This is a genomic window from Thioclava sp. GXIMD2076, assembly GCF_037949795.1.
Lineage (GTDB): Bacteria > Pseudomonadota > Alphaproteobacteria > Rhodobacterales > Rhodobacteraceae > Thioclava > Thioclava kandeliae.
Genome location: NZ_CP149932.1, coordinates 2,776,193 through 2,796,901, shown reverse-complemented (window position 1 = coordinate 2,796,901; position 20,709 = coordinate 2,776,193). Strand labels below are relative to the sequence as shown.

The following is a 20,709-nucleotide window of genomic DNA, read 5'->3' as shown; positions in this document are numbered from 1 at the left end:
GGATAATGAGAGTGGAGAGACATATGAGCGGCCTTCTGGCGCTTCTGGATGATGTGGCGGGTATCGCCAAGGTGGCGGCGGCCTCCGTCGATGACGTGGCCGCTCAGGCAACCAAGGCGGGTGCGAAAGCCGCAGGCGCGCTGATCGATGATGCGGCGGTGACGCCGAAATATGTCCATGGCTTCGCGCCCGCGCGGGAATTACCGATCGTGGGCAAAATCGCGCTCGGGTCGATCCGCAACAAGCTTCTGATCCTGCTGCCTCTGGCGCTGATCCTGTCGAGCTTCGCGCCCTGGGCGATCACGCCGCTTCTGATGCTGGGGGGGGCCTATCTGTGCTTCGAGGGTGCGGAAAAGATCTGGCATCTGTTCCACCCCTCCGAGGATCACGGCTCCGAGGAGACAGCAGGCGGCAAACAGAACAGCGCCCATCTCGAGGAGAAAAAGGTGAAAGGCGCGGTGAAAACCGATTTCATCCTCTCCGCCGAGATTATGACCATCGCGCTTTCGGCGCTGCCTGAGGGCGATCCGATCTGGATGGAGGCGATCACGCTGGCGCTTGTGGCGGTGGGGATCACGGCGCTTGTCTATGGCGGCGTCGCGATCATCGTGAAGGCCGATGATGTGGGGCTCTGGCTTGCCGAAAACGCGAAACTCTCGGGTACCCGTGCCTTTGGCCGCGGTATCCTGCATTTCATGCCGGTGTTCATGAAGGCATTGCTCATCGTGGGCACGGCGGCGATGATCTGGGTCGGCGGCAATATCCTGTTGCACGGGATCGCCGAGCTGGGCTTCCCGGCCCCCTATGACTGGATCCACCATCAGGCCGAGACGGTGTCTGAACATGTGGGCGAGAGCCTGAAGGGCCTGGTGTCCTGGGCGGTGACCGCCTTCTTCGACGGTATCTTCGGTCTGGTCTTCGGGCTGGTGCTGATGATCCCGTTGGCGACCTTCGTCATCAAGCCGGTCTTTGGCCTCTTCTCGAAGAAGGGTGCCGCATGAGCGACCGGCTGCGTCCGCACCATGTGGCGGTGATCGCCTCGGACTATCCGCGTTCCAAGCACTTCTATACGGAAGTGCTTGGAATGTCCGTCATCGCCGAGACCTATCGCGAGGCGCGCCAAAGCTGGAAGCTGGATCTCGGCATGGAGGGGGGCGTGCAGATCGAGCTGTTTACCTTCCCGAATGCTCCTGCGCGTCCCACGCGCCCCGAGGCGCAGGGTCTGCGCCATCTGGCCTTTGCCGTGGATGATCTGGATGCGTGGTGTGCCCGCCTTCAGGAGCACGGGGTCGAGGTCGAACCCGTCCGTGTAGACGAGTTCACCAATGCGCGTTTTACCTTCTTCCAGGACCCCGACGGGCTGCCCTTGGAACTTTACGAGACCTCTTGATAGATGAGGTCTTTGCACAGGTTTCGGGTCGGCCAGCTGCGGGCGTAGGGGCTAAGGTCTCCGTGTCATATCCACGGAGACCCCGATGCCTTTCCAGATCCATGCCCTTCCCGTCGAACCCTTTGTCGAACTGTTCCAGATAACTGACGAGGCGCTTGCCACGCGCCGGATCTGCCGGATGCGGGTGACCGAGCGCGACGCCCTCCCGTGCCGTGTCAGCCTTGAGGATGCGCGGGCAGGCGAGACGGTCCTTTTGCTCAATTACGAACATCAACCGGCCCAGACCCCTTATCGCGCTTCTCACGCGATCTTCGTGCGTGAGGGCGTGGCGCGTGCCCAGCCGCAGGTGGGGGAGGTGCCACAGGCGCTGCGCCACCGGCTGATTTCCATCCGGCCCTTCGATCATGGTGATATGATGCTCGAGCCCGATCTCGTTTCAGGTGCGGATCTTCATACGGCGCTTGCAGGGATCTTCGCGGGTAATGAGGCTGTCGCCTATGTCCATTTGCATTATGCCAAGGCGGGGTGTTTTGCGGCGCAGGCCCGCCCCGTCTGACATGTCGGGCATAGAAAAAGGGAGGCCTTCGCCTCCCTTTATGTGGTGGTGTGTCCTGATCGGCGTGGCTCAGCCGTGGCTGGCCAGCAATTCGCGCAGCTGCGAGGGGAAGAGCTGCAAAATCAGCGTCTCGGTCATCGCCTCGCCTTTGTTGTCCACATAGACGCGCAGGTCGATCGGATCGTTATTATCCGCCGCGATAGCCGAGAAATCGAGATCGAAGATCGCGCGCCAATAATCGGCACCCACCACGGGGAAGGCGGTCTGCATCGAGATCTCGCCCGCCGAGGTGGTGACATTGGGTTCCAGCCCGTCGGCGCGGCTCAGCCCCTGCAGGCCGGTGCTGTCCAGATCGCAGACGATCTTCACCGTGTTGGCGGGGCGGTCCTGTCCGGGCACACCACCAGTGCCGATCCGGATCGCAGTGAACTGCGCCTTCTCGCGCGGCACCGGCACATCCTTCACCCAGCTCAGCGTGTAATTCACGTTGAACTCGGTGCCGGTGGTGGCTGCGTCCGAGGGGGTCCAGAAGGCCACGATATTATCCATGGTCTCGTCATCTGTCGGGATCTCGATGAGGGTCACAGCCCCTTCGCCCCAACCCTCTTTCGGCTCGATCCATGCGGTGGCCCGTTTCTCGTAGAAAACACCATCATCCTGATATTGCGCAAAATCGCGTTCGCGCTGTGCAAGGCCGAAGCCTTTGACATTGGGCGAATGGAAGCTGTTGGCCATCACGCGCGGCGGGTTGTTCAGCGGTCGCCAGATCTTCTCGCCGCTGCCGGTATGGATTTCCAGCCCGTCGCTGTCATGCACCTCGGGGCGCCAGTCGGGGGACACCTGACGGTCATGTTTGCCAAACCAGTACATCGAGGTCAGCGGCGCGATCCCGAGCCGGTTCACATCGCCGCGCAGGAAGATATCGGCCGAGACATCCTGCACGACCCCGCCGCCCAGACGCGAGACGATCCGGTAGGCACCGGTCGCACGCGGGCTTTCGAGAAGCGCATAGGTGACAAAGCTGCCATCTTCCGGCTCTTCGAGCCAGAACCGGGTGAAACGGGGGAATTCCTCGGGGCCCTGGGCCACCGCCGTATCGAGCGCAAGGCCTCGCACGGACAGGCCGAACTGTCCCGAGTAGCCCGCCGTGCGCCAGTAGGAGGCCCCAAGGAAGGCCATCCAGTCGGCATTATGTTTGCGGTCCTGCACCGAGAAGCCCGCAAAGCCTTCGGTGTTATGCAGGTTCTGCGCAGGGCTGTCTTGGGGAATGGTGAAGTAGTCTTTGGAGAACGGCACCTCGCTTGCCATGTTGCCGTTCACCGAATAGATGTGCACCGGATCGGGGAAATACTTGCCGGGGAAGAAGAAATGCACGGGGTAATCATCGCCATTGCCCCAGAGCGCATGATCCTTGCGGAACTTGATCTTGCCATGCGCGTCATAATCGATGGCTTGGATGATCTCGGGGTCGGCCACCTTCATCGCGTTATAGGGACCTTTGGAGAGGTCGCGGGCCATGTCGCGCAGCATGTCATAGGAGAAGGGCTCGGCTTGACCGAGCGCCATGCCGTGGGCAATTTCGTCGCTCTGGGCGCGCGCCAGCTCGGGCAGAAGGAAAAAGGCGCCGGTCCCGAGGGCGGAGGCGAGGACCTGACGGCGGGAGGGGTGAGAATCTGTCATCAAATGCTCCGGATATCGTGCTCAGCCCGATAAGTGCGGCGATTTCGGCAAAGCGCAACAGAAGATCCTGTGAATGGGCAGGAACATGCTGGATTTCACGGGGATTCTAGCTCCGCGTTGCTGTTCCACCACCTGTTTTGCCGCGCAGAATGGCAGCAAGCGCGGCCTCGGCGCGGGTAAAGGGACGTTCGCGGTGACGCAGGAGCGAAAAGGGGCGTGGGGCCAGATCGAGCGCCACGCAGTCAAGCCGTCCTGCCGCCACCGAAGAGGCTACCACCATCTCGGAGAGGATACTCGCGCCAGCATCCGCCTCGACCGCTGCCCGCACGGCCTCGTTGGAGGGCAGCTCCAGCGAGGGGCTCAGATCGGCGGGGGCGATGTTCTGGCTCTCGAGCCAGCGGTCGAAAATGGCGCGTGTGCCGGAGCCGTGCTCGCGCAGCACCCAGTCCTGCGTCCGCGGGTCCAGAGGTTGGCCCGCTTGCGCCTTGGCGCGCACAAGCATCATCCGGTCGCGCACCAGCGGCTCGATGAGAAGCAGATCGTCATGGCACGCGTCCTCGATCACCGCCAGATCCGCCTCGAGATCGCGCACGGCCCGCGCCGCGGTCACGGAATTGCTCAGCCGGATATCGAGCGTGATCCCCGGATAGGCCTGCCGGTAGCGTGCCAGCAGCGGCGGCAGCCAGTATGTGCCCGCTGTCTGGCTGGCGATGAGCCGCAGATGGCCTTGCGCAAGCCCCGCCAGATCCTCCAGCACCCGCTCGGTCCGGGCGGCATGAGCCAGTAGCCTGCGGGCCTCGGGCAGGAAATGGCGTCCGGCATCGCTGAGCACAATGCGCCGCCCAATCCTGTCGAAGAGCCTCACCGCATGGCGGGTTTCGAGCGCCGAGATCGCCGAACTGGTGGCGCTCGGGGTCAAGTTGAGCGCCTCTGCCGCACGGGTGATATGCTCGCGTTCGGCCACCGCCAGAAAGATCCGAAGCTGGTCGAGGGTCATGGCGCATGCCTTTCTGTCACTGGATGAGCGTTATCAATAACAGGCTGACGCCCGAGATGAAGAGCCATGCGGCGCCCCCCAGCAGCGCGGGGCGGGGACCGGCTGCCGCCAGTTTACGCAGATCGGTCGAAAGTCCCATTCCTGCCAGGGCGATGGTCAGCAGAATCTGGTCGATCGTTTTGCTGGCTTCGACAACGGGCGGGGGCAGCCAGCCAGTGGAAGAAATGGCGACCATCGCTACAAAGCCCATAACGAACCACGGCACCGGAGCGCCTGCGGGGGTGGTTGTCTGCCCGGTATTTCTGTTTCTCGTGCCGATCCCGAGGAGAAGCACCATCGGCGCCAGCATCATGACGCGGGTCAGCTTGGAAATAGTCCCGAAATGCCCTGCTGTATCGCCCCCCTGAAAGCTTGCCGCCACGACCTGCGCGACCTCATGGATGGAGGCGCCTGTCCACATGCCGAAGGCTTTGGGTCCGAGGGGTGTAAGCGGGGCGAGCAGCGGCATGAGCAGCATCGAGGCCGAGCCGAAGACCGTCACGCAGGCGATGGCATAGGCCACATCCTCCTCGCGCGCGCGGGTGACAGTATTGACGGCAATCACCGCCGAAGCCCCGCAGATCGACGTGCCGGCTGCGATAAGATCGGTGAGCCCGCGCGGGACACCCATCACTCGCCCGAGCCAGCGTGTGAAGAAAAAGGTCGCAAGCAATGTGAGGAGGATGGTTGCGAGCCCGCCGGCCCCTATCTCGGCCACCTGTCCGAAGGTCAGCTGCAGGCCCAGAAGCACGATGCCCGCGCGAAGGATATAGCGTAGGCTGAACGCGATGCCTTCCGCGCAGGAGGGAGAGAGCGGGCGCAGCGTATTGAAGGCCATGCCCAGCATGATGGCAAGGATCAGGGGCGAGAAGGCCGAGAGGGCGGGCAGCGTGTGGAGCCCGAACGCCACTGCGGCAACAGCGACACAGAGGGCAAGGCCCGGTATAAGGGTGGGGCGGTTCTGCGCGATCATGGGGCATCCTCCGTCTGGGATGCCCTGATCATGGGGGAGACTGGCTTATCGGTCCAATTGAATGATCCGGATGTTTTGTTCGATCGGGTCGAACAGGGGCGCTGCCCCTCTGGCCCGTTCCGGGCCATTCACCCCGGGATATTTAGGGACGCTGGAAGATCAGAGGATTTCCAGCACCTGTTCGGGCGGGCGGCCGAGGCGCGCGGATTGACCGGTGATCAGGATCGGGCGCTCGATGAGTTTCGGGTTTTCGGCAAGCGTGGCGAGGATCGTGTCGTGATCCGCGTCGCGTTCGATCAGGCCCTTCGCGTCTTTCCAGCGGACAAGGGTGTCTGCGCTCTGGCCGAGCTTGGAGATGACGGCCTCCAATTCGGTGCGGCTGGGAGCATCTGTCAGGTAGAGACGGATCTCGGGGCTATGGCCCCGCGCCTGCAGCAGCGCGAGGGTCTCGCGGGATTTGGAGCAGCGCGGATTGTGCCAGAGTGTCAGAGCCATGCGTCGCGCCCCTTGCCGGTGGCGTCCGCGATATTGGCATAGCCGTCGCGTTCGAGAAGTGTGTCGAGACCGCGGGCGATCCGGTCCGCGAGCGAGAGCCCGTGATAGACGAGCGCCGAGTAGAGCTGCACCGCGGAGGCACCTGCGAGGATCTTCTGATAGGCGTCCTCGGCGGAGGAAATGCCGCCCACGCCGATCAGCGGGATCTGCCCATCGGTCGCCTGCGAGAGTTTCGCCAGCACGCGGGTGGATGTCTCGAAGAGAGGCGCACCGGACATGCCGCCCTTTTCCGGTGCATAGGGGCTTTGCAGCCCCTCACGCGAGAGGGTGGTATTGGTGGCGATGATCGCGTCGATACCGGTGGTTCTGGCGACCTGTGCGATATCGTCAATCTCGGCATCCGTCAGATCGGGGGCGATCTTGAGGAAGACGGGGATCGGGCGGGTCAGCGTGTTGCGGGTCGCGATCACCCCCGAAAGGAGCGCCGTCAGGGCCTCGGCGCCCTGCAGGTCGCGCAGCTTCTCGGTATTGGGCGAGGAGACATTGACGGTGGCGAAATCGAGCCAGGGGCCTGCATGGGCCAGCACCTTGGCGAAATCGGCGGCGCGGTCCTCGCTATCCTTGTTGGCGCCCAGATTGAGGCCCACCGGAATGCCCGTGGGGCGGGCGGCAAGGCGGTGCGAGATGGGTTCCATGCCTTCGTTGTTGAAGCCGAAACGGTTGATGACCGCGCGGTCCTCGGTCAGGCGGAAGAGGCGGGGCTTGGGGTTTCCGGGCTGGGCGCGGGGCGTGGCAGCGCCCACCTCGATGAAGCCGAAGCCCGCCCGCATGAGGGGGGCCACGGCCTCGGCATTCTTGTCGAAACCTGCGGCAAGCCCCACCGGATTGGGAAGATCGAGACCCGCCACCTGCGTGGCAACGCGCGGACTGGTCCAGACGCCTTTCATCGGCACGAGGCCGGCGGCGAGGGCCTTGATCGAGAGGCCATGGGCGGTTTCGGGGTTCAACTGGTGCAGCGCGCGCAGGCCGAGGCTCTCGATCAAGGGCATTTACAGGGTCTCCGGAAAGATATGGCCCTCGGGGCCTTGGGGCAGGGGCATATGGGCGATCACATCCGCCATGGTCATATCGCGGTAAAGATGCGGGAAGAGCGCCCCGCCACGCGAGACCTCCCATCGGAGGGCGTGACCGAGAGTGTCGGCCTCAAGGCTGACCAGCACCAGATCACCGGCTTGGGCGAAATGCTTGGCAGCGGTCTCGCGTACCTGCTCGGCGGTCGAGATATGGATATAGCCATCGGCGAGATCGATGGGCGCGCCCGAGGTCGATCCCTGCGATTGGAGGGCCTGCCATTCGGCGGGGCGGAAGATCTTGTATATAAGCATGGGTTTCACATGCCCAATGGCGCGGAAATAATCAATCTCTTTCACGAAAGCGGCGAAAATCGGCTTCACCTCGGGGCAATGTCACACAGAGTTTTGACAGTCCGGTCAAATTTGCGAGACTGGCGATGACCTGAGTGGAGGATTTTGATGTCTACAGGATTTCTGAAAACGCGCGTGGCGGGAATTGCGCTGATGGCGGGGCTTACGGCCGCAGGTGCTGCCCATGCCGATTATACGCTGACCATTCTGCACACGAATGATTTCCATGCACGCTTCGAACCGATCAACAAATATGATTCGACCTGTTCCACCGAGGATAATGACGCGGGGGAGTGCTTTGGCGGCACCGCGCGTCAGGTGACGGCGATCAGGGAGGCGCGTGCCAAGGCCGAGAACTCGATCCTCGTGGATGCGGGCGACCAGTTCCAGGGCACGCTGTTCTATACCTATTACAAGGGCAAGGCGTCGGCCGAGTTCATGGATATGATGGGCTATCAGGCGATGGTCGTGGGCAATCACGAGTTCGATGACGGGCCGGAGGTGCTGGGCAAATATATCGACGCGCTCGATTTTCCGATGCTGATGGCCAATGGCGATGTGTCGAAAGAGCCCGCGCTCGATGGCAAGATCAAGAAATCGGTGGTGCTTGAGGTGGGCGGGCAGAAGATCGGCCTGATCGGGACTACCGCGCAGGATAACGCGATCCTGTCGAGCCCAGGCAAGAACATCACCTTCTCGGAGCCGGTGCCTGTCATCAAGGAAGAGGTGGAAAAGCTCAAGGCCGAAGGCGTGGACAAGATCATCCTGCTGTCGCATTCGGGCTATTATGTGGATCAGGAAACCGCCAAGGCGGTGCCGGATTTGGATGTGATCGTGGGCGGCCATACCCATACGCTTCTGGGCGATATGGAGGGGGCAGAGGGGCCCTATCCGACCATGGTTGGCAAGACGGCGATTGTCACGGCCTCGGCGCATAGCAAATATCTGGGCGATCTTACGGTCACCTTCGATGATGCCGGTGTGGTCAAATCGACCGAAGGTCAGCCGATCCTGCTCGATGCCTCGGTCGCCGAAGACCCTGAGGCCAAGGCGCGTCTGACCGAGCTTGCCAAACCGCTCGAGGAGATCCGCCAGAAGGTGGTGGCGCAATCCACCGATGCCATTGACGGCTCGCGCGATGTCTGCCGCCTGAAGGAATGCCCGATGGGCGATCTGATGACCGATGCGATGATTGACCGTGTGAAGGATCAGGGCATCACCATCGCGATCACCAATGGGGGGGGGCTCCGGGCCTCGTTGCCGGCGGGGGATGTAACGATGGGCGATGTGCTGACGGTATTGCCGTTCCAGAATACGCTTGCCACATTTGACGCGAAAGGCTCGGTCATCGTGGCCGCGCTGGAAAATGGCGCGAGCCAGATGGAGGAGGTCGCAGGGCGCTTCTCGCAGGTGGGCGGGCTGAAATATACCGTGACGCCGTCGGCCGAGGCCGGATCGCGTATCTCGGATGTGATGGTCATGAAGGATGGAGACTGGGCGCCGATCGACCCCGAGGCCACCTATGGCGTAGTGACCAACAACTATGTCCGCGCGGGCGGTGATGGCTATGCCATGTTCGGGACCGATGCGACCAATGTCTACGACTATGGCCCCGATCTGGCAGATGTGCTGGCCGAATACATGGCTGCAAACGGGCCGGTGAAACCCTATACCGATGGCCGTATCACGGTTGCCGAGTGACATAACGGGGGGCAGGTGACTGCCCCCTTTTATATTGCAGGAGGTTTCCTTGGTTCCGAAAATACCGATGCCCGAACCCGTCGCCCTGTTGCACAGACTGTTCAACGCCGCCGTCGCCGCCGCCGATCCGATGATCTGCGTGCCCGAAGCGCTGGGCCCCAAACCCGACGGCCGCGTGGTGATCGTGGGGGCGGGGAAGGCCTCGGCGCGGATGGCCGAAGCGGTGGAATCGGTCTGGGGGCCCTGTGAGGGGCTGGTGATCACCCGTTACGGCTATGGCCGCCCGACCAAGGGGATCGAGATCGTCGAGGCTGCGCATCCGGTTCCCGATCAGGCGGGCGTCGAGGCCACGCGCCGGATGCTGGATCTGCTGGAGGGGCTGGGCGAGGATGATACGGTCATCGCGCTCATCTCGGGCGGTGGGTCGGCGCTTTTATGTGCGCCTGCGGGGGAGATTACTCTGGCCGAGAAACAGGCCGTGAACCGGGCCTTGCTGGAATCGGGTGCCACGATCGACCGGATGAATGTGCTGCGCAAACACCTGAGCCGCGTGAAGGGCGGGCAGCTGGCGGCTGCGGCCTATCCGGCCCGGATGCGCACGCTGATGATCTCGGATGTGCCCGGAGATGATCCGGCCTTCATCGCCTCGGGGCCGACCGTGGGCGATGCCACGACCTCCGCCGATGCACGCGCGATTGCCGATATGTTCAAGCTGGATCTGCCCGCATCTGTGCGGGCGGTGCTGGACGGGCCCACCGGTGTGGTGGCTCCGGACGATCCGCGCCTTGCGCGCGCCACGACCGAGATTATCGCCGCACCTAGCGTTTCGCTCGAGGCCGCGGCCGAGCTTGCGCAAGCCGAAGGGATCGGTGTCGAGATCCTGGGCGATGCGCTCGAAGGCGAGGCCCGCGATCTGGCCGCGAAACAGGCCCGTCTGGCGATGGATCTCTCGGCCAAGGGCACCAAGCCGCTTCTGTTACTGTCTGGCGGCGAATGCACCGTGACCCAGAGAGGCAAATCGGCCACGGCCAGTGGCGGGCCGAATGCCGAATATATGCTGGGGCTGGCGCTGACGCTTGCGGGCGCACCGCGGATCTGGGCGATGGCCTGCGATACCGATGGGGTGGATGGCTCGGCGGAGGTGGCGGGCGCATGGGTGGGCCCCGGCACGCTGACCCTTGCCCATAGGCTGGGTGTGAGCGCCCCGGAGGCGATGGCCGTGCATGACAGCCACGGGTTCTTCGCCGCTCTTGGGCAGCAGGTCGTGCCGGGCCCGACGCTGACCAATGTAAATGACTTCAGGGCAATCCTTATCCTTTAGCCGGGGATGGAACAGGAGGGCAGGCGGCGGCGTTATCCATGCAAGTTACACAAGTTCTGAAGGAGACAGATATGATCGTCAAACGCGGCTCCGCCCATTGGGAAGGCACCATCAAAGAGGGCAAAGGCACCGTTTCGACGCAGTCGAAAGCCCTCGATGCCCAGCCCTACGGCTTCAACACCCGTTTCGAGGACAAGCCCGGCACCAATCCCGAAGAGCTGATCGGTGCGGCCCATGCGGCCTGTTTCTCGATGGCGCTTTCCGGCCAGCTGACCGGTGCGGAGATCACCGATGCGGTCATCGAGACCACCTCGAAAATCTCGATGGATAAGGAAGGTGACAGCTTTGCCGTGAAATCCTCGGAGCTGACCTGCAAGGTCACCTCGGCGGGCGATGCCGAGAAGATCCGCGCGGCGGCAGAGGCGGCCAAGGCCGGTTGCCCGATCTCGAAGCTTCTCAATTGCGAGATCTCGCTGGATCTGACGGTTAACTGATCCGCGTCAGGCATGTCCTGCAAAACGCCCGCTATCTTGGCGGGCGTTTTATTATGCGGGGATCAAACGGGGCGCGGATCCGGCGGCGGCAACGGCCCGCCCTTTGTCAGCCCCTGCGCCATCGCCTCTGCCCGTAGGCTGGCGATCCGCTCGATCACATGGCTCTGGGCGGCATCTGCCGTTTCGGCAAACTCGACCCCCGTGAGAACGAAGCATAGACGAGGGGACTGCACGGCCAGCGCCTCAAGCCGCTCGATCACCAAAAGGCCATGGGCGTTGATCACATCCTCCAACGGCCCTGCAGCCAGCATCACTGCCTCGGCAGGGGCCGACAGGCGGGGCAGGGCCAGCTCGATGAACTGCAGGATATGCTCGGGGTAATCGGTCAGCTCGAAGACACACAGTTCGGCCCAGCTGGCCTCCTCGGTCTCCGCCAGAGGCTTGCGCAGATCCTCGAGCCAGCAGGCCAGCAGCGCCTCGAGTGTCACGATATCGTCCGGCGCGGTTGCGGCCTCGCAGAGGCGAGTGACCAGATCGGGGGGGAGAGGCGTCGTCATTCGCGGTTCTTTCTTTCGGGAACGGCCATTGGCGCGGTGGAGCGCCATATTCGGGCCGACCGTCGGGGGAGGGGCAAGATAACGCAAACGCCCCCGCTGAACGGGGGCGGGCGCGTTATTGCATCAGCTCTTTGGTCGCCGAAAGCGTGACATCGGGATAGTCGCGCACAACGCGGTCGATGTCCCATTGCAGGCGGGTCAGGAAGACCGGATCGCCGTCATTATCGGTGGCCATATGCTGCTTGTTGGCATTCACCAGCTTCTCTGTCGCCTCTTCCTTGCCCAAGACCCAGCGGGCCGAGGTGAATTGCGAGGGCTCGAACCGCACCGGAATGCCGTATTCCAGCTCGATCCGGCTTGCCAGAACCTCGAATTGCAGCGCGCCCACGACGCCCACGATAAAGCCCGAGCCGATCATCGGCTTGAAGACCTTGGCGGCGCCTTCCTCGGCAAACTGCATCAGTGCTTTTTCCAGATGCTTGCCCTTCATCGGGTCGGTCGCCCGCACCGATTGCAGAAGTTCCGGCGCAAAGGAGGGGATGCCGGTGATATGCAGCATCTCGCCCTCGGTCAACGCATCGCCGATGCGCAGCTGGCCGTGGTTGGGGATGCCGATGATATCGCCACCCCAGGCCTCCTCGGCCAGTTCGCGGTCGGCGGCGAGGAAGAGCACGGGGTTCGAGATCGCCATCGGCTTTTTCGAGCGTACATGGGTCAGTTTCATGCCGCGTTCGAAATGCCCCGAGATCAGCCGCACGAAGGCCACGCGGTCGCGGTGCTTGGGGTCCATATTGGCCTGCACCTTGAACACGAAGCCCTGCACCTTCTTCTCGTCGGGCGCGATCTGGCGTTCGGCGGCATTGGCGAATTGCGGCTCGGGGCCGTAATTGCCGATCCCGTCCATCAGTTCCTTCACGCCGAAGCTGTTGATGGCCGAGCCGAACCAGATCGGGGTCATATGGCCCTCGAGAAAGGACTGGCGGTCGAAGGCCGGCAGCAGCTCGCGCGCCATCTCGATCTCCTCACGCAGCTTGGCCAGCAGATCTGTGGGAATATGGTCGGCCAGTTTCGGGTCGTCGAGCCCGTCCAGCTTGATGGATTCCGCCACCTTGTTCCGGTCGGCGCGGTCCATCAGCTCGAGACGGTCATTGAGCATATCGTAGGCGCCGAGGAAATCGCGGCCAACACCGATCGGCCAGGAGGCCGGTGCCACATCGATGGCGAGGTTTTCCTGGATCTCGTCGATGATCTCGAAGACCTCGCGGGATTCGCGGTCCATCTTGTTACAGAAGGTCAGAATGGGCAGGTCGCGCAGGCGGCAGACCTCGAAGAGCTTCTGGGTCTGGCTCTCCACGCCTTTGGCCCCGTCGATCACCATGATCGCCGCATCCACCGCCGTCAGGGTCCGGTAGGTATCTTCCGAGAAATCCGAGTGGCCGGGAGTATCGACCAGATTATAACGGAAGTTCTTGTAATCGAAGGACATTGCCGATGCCGAGACCGAGATGCCGCGGTCTTTTTCCATCTGCATGAAGTCCGAGCGCGTCCGGCGTGCCTCGCCCTTGGCGCGGACCTGTCCGGCCATCTGGATGGCGCCGCCGAAAAGCAGGAACTTTTCGGTGAGTGTGGTCTTGCCAGCGTCGGGGTGCGAGATGATCGCGAAGGTCCGGCGGCGGGCGATTTCGGGCGGGAGTGCGGGACGGTTGCTCATGATGCGCCTCATACAATGGCGCGGCACCTATGGCAATTGTGAAGCGCAGGGTCGGGGCAGGGTATGAGGGCCCTCATCCGCAGCGGGAACCGGAGGGGCCCTATGACGGTTTTGTCCCCAAAGGAGGACATCATGGCCAATCCCAGTCTGAAGGACGAAGATCTCTACAAGACCCTGCGCGAGGAGGGAATGTCGAAGGAAAAGGCGGCGCGTATCTCGAATGCGAAGGCCAACCCGGACATGCACCCGTCGCAAAAAGGTGGCAAAGCCCCGCCCTATGAGGACTGGACCAAAGCCGACCTCTACGCCCGTGCGCAGGAGATCGGCATCGATGGTCGCTCGAAAATGTCGAAACCGGAGCTGATCGACGCGCTGCGCACCCATTAGGGGCGCCACATCTCAGCTCTTCTTGCGGCTGAACAGCTTGTCGCGCCCGACCTTCTCAAGGAGATCGCGCCCCGCCTCCGTGCCGAAATGCGGCTTATGCGCCAGATCGGGCAGGCGCGCGCGGATATCGGCGGTCAGCTGGTCGGGCATCTGCGAGAGGCTTGCCTTGGTCACCATCAGGCTCTCGATCGGAATTCCTTCGGCATAAATGATCTCGTGCCGGTCGAAAATCAGCGCGTAGTAATCGACATAACCGCCCTCGCGCCGCCAGACATGCTCGTCATCGACGAGGTGTTTGGCCTGCACCAGTAGTTCGGCGGTCGTGCCGATGCGGGCCTGGCCACGGCGATAGAGAAACAGCCGGTGATGCGGACTGACCACCAGATCGCCCTCGTTGCCCAGCGTCCCGCGCGAGATCACGACGGGGGCGAAGCTGCCAAAGGCACGCATGGTGGATTTGGTCACAAGGCGCAGGGGCTGCGGGCCGTTGTCGCGGGTCAGGATGCGGTCACCGGTTTTCAGCGCCTCGATCGGACGCTGCGCGCCGCCCGCGATGGTAATCATGGTGCCTGCGGTAAAGGCCACGCAGATCAGATCGGTCAGCCGCGCCGAGCCGGCATCCTCATGTGCCTCCAGCAGCGTATAATCGACCCGCGCGGCAATGGGCGACATCGGCAGGGCGTAAAGCGCATCATCCGCGCGGTTGGCCAGAAGCAGGATATCCACGCTATCCCCCTCGGGGGCCATCATCACATGGCGCGAGACCAGTTCGAGCGCGTCGCCTTCTTGCCCGACCTCGGAGCCCGAGGCGATCAGTTGCGCGTCACCCTCGATCTCGACCATCAGTTTCATCGGCACGGCCTCGCGGTCGAGCTGGTAGATATCGCCCGGCACACAATATTCGGCCAGATCCAGCCCGTCGCCCTGATTGGCACCGGCTGTCACCCAGAAAAGGCTGGCATCGAAGACGTGAACGGTTTGGGTCGTTTGCAATGTCGCTTGGCTCATGGAATGGCAGTATCTTGGCTTTGGGCCTTGATGTTAACCTATATTCCCTGACGATGACTTAAGAAAGGCGTGACTGTGTCAATCCTGGGCTTGCGGCGGGGACTGCAGGTGATAGCTGTTGGAGGATTTGATGACAGGAGGGGCCGATGGATCTGGGAATTCGGGATAAAAAGGCAATCGTATGTGCAGGCTCCAAGGGGCTCGGGCGCGGCTGTGCCGAGGCGCTGGCGGAGGCGGGCGTCGAGATCGTGCTGAATGCGCGATCAGCGGATGTGCTCGAGGCGACGGCGCGCGAGATCGCCGGAAAATATGGCGTGAAGGTCACGCCGGTTGCGGCCGATATCACGACCGAAGATGGCCGCAAGGCGGTTCTGGCGGCCGGCGAGGGGGCCGATATCCTTGTCAATAACGCGGGCGGCCCGCCCCCCGGCCTCTGGTCGGACTGGAACCGCGACGATTTCATCAAGGCGCTCGATGCCAATATGCTGGCGCCGATCGCGATGATGCAGGCGGTTCTGCCGACCATGATCGATCGCGGCTGGGGCCGGATCGTGAACATCACCTCGCAATCGGTTAAGGCGCCCATCGCGCAGCTGGGCCTGTCGAATTCGGCGCGTTCGGGGCTGACGGGTTTTGTGGCGGGAACCTCGCGGCAGGTGGCAGGCTATGGCGTCACGATCAACAACATGCTGCCCGGTATCCACGCGACCGACCGCGCGATCTCGCTCGATAGCGGCGTGATGAAGGCCGAGGGCATTAGCATGGAGGAGGCACAGGCGCGCCGTGCCAAGACCATTCCGGCAGGGCGCTACGGCACCTCGACCGAGTTTGGTTCGATGTGCGCGTTCCTGTGCTCGCAGCATGCGGGCTTCATCGTGGGCCAGAATATCTCGCTCGATGGCGGGGCGGCCAATATCTCGGTGTGATCGCGTCGGGGCGGGGCGGTCGCCTTGCCCCGATCGCAATATTGGCAAAGCTTGAGCTTTTCTCTATGGATTGCCTCACGATGTGCCACGCGACAGGACCGAGATGACTGCAACCGCCCCGACCCCGCGCCTCGACGTGACCCCGCGCCTCGAAGTGCAGGGGCTTTTCCGTTCGTTCGAAGGGCGGGAGGTGGTGCGCGATGTGTCCTTCTCCATTCAGGCCGGGCAGGTGACCTGCCTGCTGGGTCCGTCAGGCTGTGGCAAATCCACGACGCTGCGGATGATCGCGGGCGTTGATATGCAAGATCGCGGCAAGATCTTTGTCGATGGCCAGCTGATCTGCGATACCGTGTTCCGCGTGCCGCCGGAGCGCCGCGCCATCGGGTTGATGTTTCAGGATTTCGCGCTGTTCCCGCATCTGTCGGTGGCCGATAACGTGGCCTTCGGGCTCTCCGACCCTGCGCGCGAGAAACGGGCACGGGTCGAGGATCTTTTGGCGCGCGTCCATCTGGCCCATCATATCGACCATTTCCCGCACGAGCTGTCGGGGGGCGAGCAGCAGCGTGTGGCACTGGCCCGTGCGCTGGCGCCGCGTCCGCGTATCCTGTTGATGGACGAGCCTTTCTCGGGGCTCGACGAACGGCTGCGCGACGATATCCGCGACGAGACGCTCTCGCTTCTGAAGGAGGAAGGCACCGCCGTTCTGCTGGTCACCCACGAGCCGCAGGAGGCCATGCGCATGGCCGACGAGATCCTTCTGATGCGCGGCGGGCGGATCGTGCAGGGCGGGGCGCCCTATAACCTTTATAATGCGCCGGTGGATCGGGCGGCGGCGGCGTTCTTCTCGGATATCAATGTGATCCGCGCCCGTGTGCAGGGCGCGCTGACCCGCACCGCCTTTGGCGAGTTTCTGGCCCCCGGTCGGGCCGACGGGTCCGAGGTGGACATCGTGATCCGCCCGCAGCATCTGAAGATCGATTTCGACCGTGCCGGTCAGGGGCCACTGCCCACGCCGCAGGACGGCACCGCCGCGCGCGGCGTGGTGGAGCGCGCCCGTTTCATGGGGCGCGAGAGCCTTGTGGAATTCCGGATGGACTATGACGGCTCGGTGCTCAAGGCCACCGTGCCCAATGTCTTCCTGCCCAAAGCGGGCACGCCGATGTGGCTGATGATCCGCCGCGACCGCTGTTTCGTCTATCCGGTCGGTTGATCGCGGAGCCCTAGTTACGGGCCGCTTCCTTGCGGCGGCGCGGCAGGTCCTTGAGGATCTTCTGGCGTTCCATATGCGACATGGTTCCCCAGCGCGCGATCTCGTCGATCTTGCGGTGACAGTCGAGGCAGGTCTGGCTCGGCTGGTCGAAGCTGCAGATATTGCGGCAGGGGCTCTTGATGCGCGCCATATCAGCCCCGCAGATTGGCCAGCCGGTCGAGCGCGCCCTGCAGGATGAAACTCGCCGCCACATTGTCGATCCGCTCGGCGCGTTTGGCGCGCGAGAGATCTGCCTCCAGCATGGCGCGTTCGGCGGCCACGGTAGACAGGCGTTCGTCCCAATAGCCGATGGGCAGTTCGCACATGCGGGCGATATTGCGGGCAAAGGCGCGCGTCGATTGCGCGCGCGGGCCTTCGGAGCCGTCCATATTGCGCGGCAGGCCGAGGATGATGGCGCAGGTCTCGCGCTCGGCCACGATCTTGAACAGCGCCTCGGCATCGGCGGTGAACTTGGTGCGCTTGATCGTCAGGATCGGGCTTGCGACCGAGCGCAGCATATCGGAGCCCGCAACCCCGATGGTCTTGGTGCCCAGATCGAGCCCGAGGATCGACCCCATACGGGGGAGGGCTGCTGCGAATTCGGCGATATCTTCGTGGATCATTGGTCGAGCCCGAGCTCCTTGGCGGTGGCGGTCACCTCCTCTAGCGCGGATTGATCCGCGGCCAAAGCGGTTTGTGCCTTGGCCAGAAGATCGTGCGCACGGTCTTTCTGCTTGAGGGTCATCAGGGCGCGCAGGGCGCGGGTCCATTCGGCGGCCGAGCCGCCATCGGTTTCCAGCCGCGAGACCAGCCCGTCGACCATGCCCTGAATCATCTGCTGGCGATCCTGCGCCGACAGGCTCTCGGCATTTTTCATATCCTCTGCTGATGGACCGGGCAGATCGGCGGTGACATCGGCAGGCCATGTGCCCTTGGCCGCCTGATCCAGGAGCTTTAGCGCCTCGGGGGCCTTGGCGAAGGTGCCACGCGCCTCCGAGAGGATCGCGGTGACCTGATCATCGCGCCCCAGAAGCCGCAGCCCCGCCAGCAGCGTCGCCCAATCCTCGGCGCTACCGCCCTGATTGGCCATGCGGGCCTGAAGCGCATCCACCTTGTCGCCAATCGCGCCGGCGCGTTGGGCCTGCGGCAGTTTCTGGGCGGCGACCAGATCGCTCAGGCTCGGGCCGTCGCGGCCTAATTCGGGCGGCTGGTAATCGGGCTGGCCTGCGAGCCACGCGATGGTAGGCATATTGGCGAGCATCGGTTTCACCCAGTCATCCGAGGCCTTGCTATCGGTCAGAAGCGCATCCCAGATGCGGAAGGTCCGGTCGGGGCGGCCGTTCTGGGCCATCATCAGCCCGATATAATATCGCGCCCGCCCGTTGGTCTTATCTAGCTGCACGGCCTGACCGAAGGCGGCCTCGGCCTCGGGGGTCACCAGACCACCCGCCGCAATCACCATATACTCTCCGAGGTCGGCCTGATCATCGGCTGTGGCCTTGTCGCCCAGCACCTTGATCAGCTGTTGTTGCGCCGCGACACCATCGGCGAAATTGCCCATCGTGATCTCGTTGCGCGCCAGAAGACGCAGACCCTGCGGGTCATCGGGGCGGTCCTTCACGGCCTGACGCAGCTTGTCCATAAGGGCTGCGAATTGTGCATCGACCTTGGGCTTTTGGAAGGTTTTGGCAAAATCGGCCTCGGCCTGATCCTGATGGGGGCGGCCCAGATAGCTCTCATCGGCCAGAGCCAGGCGGGTGCCGATGGGCTGGTCGGCATAACCGTCATCGCCCAGATAGGCATAAAGCGCGACGGCCCCGCCCAGACAGGCCAGAATCACCACGCTCGCCGCGATCCGCGCCGTTTTCGGGGAGCGCGGCGGACGGGCGGCAGCGCGGGCTGCGCGATCGGCCTCGAGGAGCTTGCGCGAGATTTCGATCCGCGCGCGCCCGGCATCATCTTCGGAGAGGGTGCCACGGGCGCGGTCGCGATCGACCTCGCTCAGCTGATCGCGATAGACGCGCATATCCGCGCTCTCGGTGATGTCGTTTTCATCCCCTTCCATGCGCAGGCGCCAGAGCGCCGACAGAAAGACCAACGCCACGAGCAGCAAGACAATCGCGACTACAATCCAGAACAGCATAACCCAATCCCCTTCATTCCTGTCTCCCTTAGGGAAATTCGTGGAGGGACGGAAGCCTTATAGAGCGCGTGGCGGGAACGAGACCGTGATCCGCGGCCCTTCCGGAGCGGGTCTGCGGCACCGGTATTCGCATGGCGAATGCCTGTTATGTGTCGCGAAATCGCGTCATTTTAAACGCGTGTCGCATTTAGACGAAAAATGCCGCGACTGGCGGGGTTTCCTCGGGCGCTCGGGTCCATCAAAAAGGAGAAGACGGGCGGTGACCCGTGTTGGATGATTTCAGGACAGGAGAGCCGGGGCATGCGGAAATATTCCATCTTTGCCGTTGCGCGCGAGGCGATGCGCTATCACGCCGGATGGGAAAAAGCCTGGCGCAGCCCAGAGCCCAAGCGCAAATACAAGGTCATCGTGATCGGCGCGGGCGGACATGGTCTGGCGACCGCCTATTACCTGGGCAAGGTCCATGGCATCAAGGATGTCGCGATCATCGAGAAAGGCTGGCTCGGCGGCGGCAATACGGGCCGTAACACCACGATCATCCGCTCGAACTACCTGCAGGACCCTTCGGCCGGCATCTTCGACAAGGCGCTCCAGCTCTACGAGGGCCTGAGCCAGGACCTCAACTACAATATCATGTTCTCGCCGCGCGGCCTTCTGATGCTGGCGCAATCCGAGCACGAGATGCGCGGCTACAAGCGCACCGTCTATGCCAACCAGCTGCAGGGCATCGAGACCAAGTGGATCGGGCGCGAAGAGGTCAAGAGCCTCGTGCCGATTCTCAATATCGACGGGCCGCGCTATCCGGTGCTGGGCGCGCTCTATCAGGAGCGCGGCGGCACCGCGCGCCACGATGCGGTCGCATGGGGTCTGGCACGGGCCTGCTCGAATATGGGCATGGATATCATCCAGAAATGCGAAGTCACCGGCATCCGCACCGAAAATGGCGAGGTGCGCGGCGTCGACACCACCAAGGGCGCGATTGACTGCGAGAAGCTGTCGATTGTGACCGCAGGGCATGCGGGCACCGTGGCCAATATGGCGGGCTTCCGTCTGCCGCTCGAATCGGTGGCGCTGCAGGCTTGGGTGTCTGAACCGATCAAACCCTGTATCGACGTTGTCGTGATGGCGAACCTCGTGCATTGCTATATCAGCCAATCCGACAAGGGCGAGTTGGTTCTGGGCGGTGGCATCGATCACCCCAACAACTATTCGCAGCGCGGCTCGTGGTATACCATCGAGGAAACCGTGCGCTCGCTCGTCGAGACCTATCCGATTGTCTCGCGGCTAAAAATGCTGCGCCAATGGGGCGGGATCGTGGATATTACGGGTGACCACTCGCCGATCCTGTCGAAAACGCCGGTCAAGAACATCTTCGTCAATTGCGGCTGGGGCACGGGTGGCTTCAAGGCCATTCCGGGGTCGGGCTGGGCGATGGCCGAGCTGATCGCCAAGGGTGAGCCGGGACCGCTGGCCAAGGGCTTTGGCCTCGACCGCTTCACCGAAGGCCGTTTCGTGGACGAATCCGTGGCCGCAGGGGTGGCACACTGATGGGCACGGTGTCGGTCTGGGCAGGGCATCTGCCTGCCACGGCAGAAAAAGATATTTGCGGGCGGAACCATTCCGCTCACGGCTCTGTTACGCCTCTGAACATGCTTCAG

Annotated in this window: 22 protein-coding genes; 10 read left to right on the top strand and 12 right to left on the bottom strand. The window is 63.2% G+C overall.

The genetic code is table 11. The features are described 5' to 3' along the window. The first annotated feature begins 23 nt into the window (after nt 1-23). From WDB91_RS13835 to WDB91_RS13825, 3 genes are all read left to right on the top strand, one after another. Entirely contained in the window at nt 24-1,001 is a 978-nt protein-coding gene (locus WDB91_RS13835; protein WP_339113117.1) for a DUF808 domain-containing protein, read from the top strand. Continuing rightward, nucleotides 998-1,390: a VOC family protein gene (locus WDB91_RS13830; RefSeq protein WP_339113116.1), complete on the top strand. Its 393-nt coding sequence runs from the start codon at nt 998-1,000 to the stop codon at nt 1,388-1,390. Before WDB91_RS13835 ends, WDB91_RS13830 begins: the two co-directional genes overlap by 4 nt. An 85-nt stretch (nt 1,391-1,475) precedes the next feature. Then, nucleotides 1,476-1,946, top strand: a complete 471-nt coding sequence (locus WDB91_RS13825; protein ID WP_339113115.1) for a DUF1203 domain-containing protein — start codon at nt 1,476-1,478, stop codon at nt 1,944-1,946. A 69-nt stretch (nt 1,947-2,015) separates the two neighbouring features. Here WDB91_RS13825 and WDB91_RS13820 read toward each other — a convergent pair whose 3' ends face one another. The 6 genes from WDB91_RS13820 to WDB91_RS13795 form a co-directional block, all read right to left on the bottom strand. Then, complete coding sequence (locus tag WDB91_RS13820) at nt 2,016-3,626, bottom strand: glucan biosynthesis protein D (protein WP_339113114.1); 1,611 nt, start codon at nt 3,624-3,626, stop codon at nt 2,016-2,018. A gap of 106 nt (nt 3,627-3,732) precedes the next feature. After that, nucleotides 3,733-4,623, bottom strand: a complete 891-nt coding sequence (locus WDB91_RS13815) for a LysR substrate-binding domain-containing protein (RefSeq protein ID WP_339113113.1) — start codon at nt 4,621-4,623, stop codon at nt 3,733-3,735. Between the two features lie 16 nt (nt 4,624-4,639). Further along, nucleotides 4,640-5,635 (bottom strand): YeiH family protein, encoded by a 996-nt coding sequence (locus WDB91_RS13810; protein WP_339113112.1) that lies wholly within the window; start codon nt 5,633-5,635, stop codon nt 4,640-4,642. Nucleotides 5,636-5,794: 159 nt separating this feature from the next. Beyond that, entirely contained in the window at nt 5,795-6,130 is a 336-nt protein-coding gene (gene arsC, locus WDB91_RS13805; RefSeq protein WP_339113111.1) for an arsenate reductase (glutaredoxin), read from the bottom strand. Continuing rightward, nucleotides 6,121-7,179 carry a quinone-dependent dihydroorotate dehydrogenase gene (locus WDB91_RS13800; protein ID WP_339113110.1) on the bottom strand — a complete coding sequence of 353 codons (1,059 nt, stop codon included), beginning with the start codon at nt 7,177-7,179 and terminating at the stop codon, nt 6,121-6,123. The genes arsC and WDB91_RS13800 overlap by 10 nt, the downstream gene beginning before the upstream one ends. Further along, nucleotides 7,180-7,515: a DUF952 domain-containing protein gene (locus WDB91_RS13795; RefSeq protein ID WP_339113109.1), complete on the bottom strand. Its 336-nt coding sequence runs from the start codon at nt 7,513-7,515 to the stop codon at nt 7,180-7,182. Nucleotides 7,516-7,662: 147 nt separating this feature from the next. Between WDB91_RS13795 and WDB91_RS13790 the strand changes: the two genes are divergently transcribed. The 3 genes from WDB91_RS13790 to WDB91_RS13780 all read left to right on the top strand — a co-directional run bounded on the left by WDB91_RS13790 (nt 7,663) and on the right by WDB91_RS13780 (nt 11,070). Further along, nucleotides 7,663-9,255, top strand: coding sequence for a bifunctional metallophosphatase/5'-nucleotidase (locus tag WDB91_RS13790; RefSeq protein WP_339113108.1), 1,593 nt, complete (start codon nt 7,663-7,665; stop codon nt 9,253-9,255). A gap of 67 nt (nt 9,256-9,322) precedes the next feature. Then, nucleotides 9,323-10,576, top strand: coding sequence for a glycerate kinase (locus tag WDB91_RS13785; RefSeq protein ID WP_339114527.1), 1,254 nt, complete (start codon nt 9,323-9,325; stop codon nt 10,574-10,576). A 71-nt stretch (nt 10,577-10,647) separates the two neighbouring features. Further along, complete coding sequence (locus WDB91_RS13780) at nt 10,648-11,070, top strand: OsmC family peroxiredoxin (protein ID WP_339113107.1); 423 nt, start codon at nt 10,648-10,650, stop codon at nt 11,068-11,070. Nucleotides 11,071-11,132: 62 nt separating this feature from the next. Here WDB91_RS13780 and WDB91_RS13775 read toward each other — a convergent pair whose 3' ends face one another. Together WDB91_RS13775 and WDB91_RS13770 are read right to left on the bottom strand one after the other, a co-directional pair. Continuing rightward, complete coding sequence (locus WDB91_RS13775; RefSeq protein WP_339113106.1) at nt 11,133-11,627, bottom strand: DUF6869 domain-containing protein; 495 nt, start codon at nt 11,625-11,627, stop codon at nt 11,133-11,135. Nucleotides 11,628-11,742: 115 nt separating this feature from the next. Next, nucleotides 11,743-13,350: a peptide chain release factor 3 gene (locus WDB91_RS13770; RefSeq protein ID WP_339113105.1), complete on the bottom strand. Its 1,608-nt coding sequence runs from the start codon at nt 13,348-13,350 to the stop codon at nt 11,743-11,745. Nucleotides 13,351-13,470: 120 nt separating this feature from the next. Between WDB91_RS13770 and WDB91_RS13765 the strand changes: the two genes are divergently transcribed. After that, complete coding sequence (locus tag WDB91_RS13765) at nt 13,471-13,725, top strand: Rho termination factor N-terminal domain-containing protein (protein WP_339113104.1); 255 nt, start codon at nt 13,471-13,473, stop codon at nt 13,723-13,725. 12 nt (nt 13,726-13,737) lie between these two features. Here WDB91_RS13765 and WDB91_RS13760 read toward each other — a convergent pair whose 3' ends face one another. Next, entirely contained in the window at nt 13,738-14,733 is a 996-nt protein-coding gene (locus WDB91_RS13760; protein ID WP_339113103.1) for a Hint domain-containing protein, read from the bottom strand. Between the two features lie 146 nt (nt 14,734-14,879). Between WDB91_RS13760 and WDB91_RS13755 the strand changes: the two genes are divergently transcribed. Next, a complete protein-coding gene (locus tag WDB91_RS13755) occupies nt 14,880-15,659 on the top strand; it encodes an SDR family oxidoreductase (RefSeq protein WP_339113102.1) in 780 nt (259 codons plus the stop codon). A 103-nt stretch (nt 15,660-15,762) separates the two neighbouring features. Next, nucleotides 15,763-16,869 (top strand): ABC transporter ATP-binding protein, encoded by a 1,107-nt coding sequence (locus WDB91_RS13750; protein ID WP_339113101.1) that lies wholly within the window; start codon nt 15,763-15,765, stop codon nt 16,867-16,869. A 10-nt stretch (nt 16,870-16,879) separates the two neighbouring features. Here WDB91_RS13750 and WDB91_RS13745 read toward each other — a convergent pair whose 3' ends face one another. The 3 genes from WDB91_RS13745 to ccmI are packed head-to-tail and all read right to left on the bottom strand — an operon-like array spanning nt 16,880 to nt 19,051. Continuing rightward, the gene (locus WDB91_RS13745; RefSeq protein ID WP_339113100.1) at nt 16,880-17,059 is read right to left on the bottom strand and encodes a DUF1289 domain-containing protein; all 180 of its coding nucleotides are present in this window, start codon (nt 17,057-17,059) and stop codon (nt 16,880-16,882) included. A gap of 1 nt (nt 17,060) precedes the next feature. After that, the gene (gene ruvX / locus WDB91_RS13740; RefSeq protein ID WP_339113099.1) at nt 17,061-17,531 is read right to left on the bottom strand and encodes a Holliday junction resolvase RuvX; all 471 of its coding nucleotides are present in this window, start codon (nt 17,529-17,531) and stop codon (nt 17,061-17,063) included. Next, nucleotides 17,528-19,051 (bottom strand): c-type cytochrome biogenesis protein CcmI, encoded by a 1,524-nt coding sequence (ccmI, locus tag WDB91_RS13735; protein WP_339113098.1) that lies wholly within the window; start codon nt 19,049-19,051, stop codon nt 17,528-17,530. The genes ruvX and ccmI overlap by 4 nt, the downstream gene beginning before the upstream one ends. Before the next feature lie 300 nt (nt 19,052-19,351). Here ccmI and WDB91_RS13730 point away from each other — a divergent pair, with 300 nt between their 5' ends. After that, the gene (locus WDB91_RS13730) at nt 19,352-20,599 is read left to right on the top strand and encodes a sarcosine oxidase subunit beta family protein (protein ID WP_339113097.1); all 1,248 of its coding nucleotides are present in this window, start codon (nt 19,352-19,354) and stop codon (nt 20,597-20,599) included. The last annotated feature ends 110 nt before the right edge of the window (nt 20,600-20,709 follow it).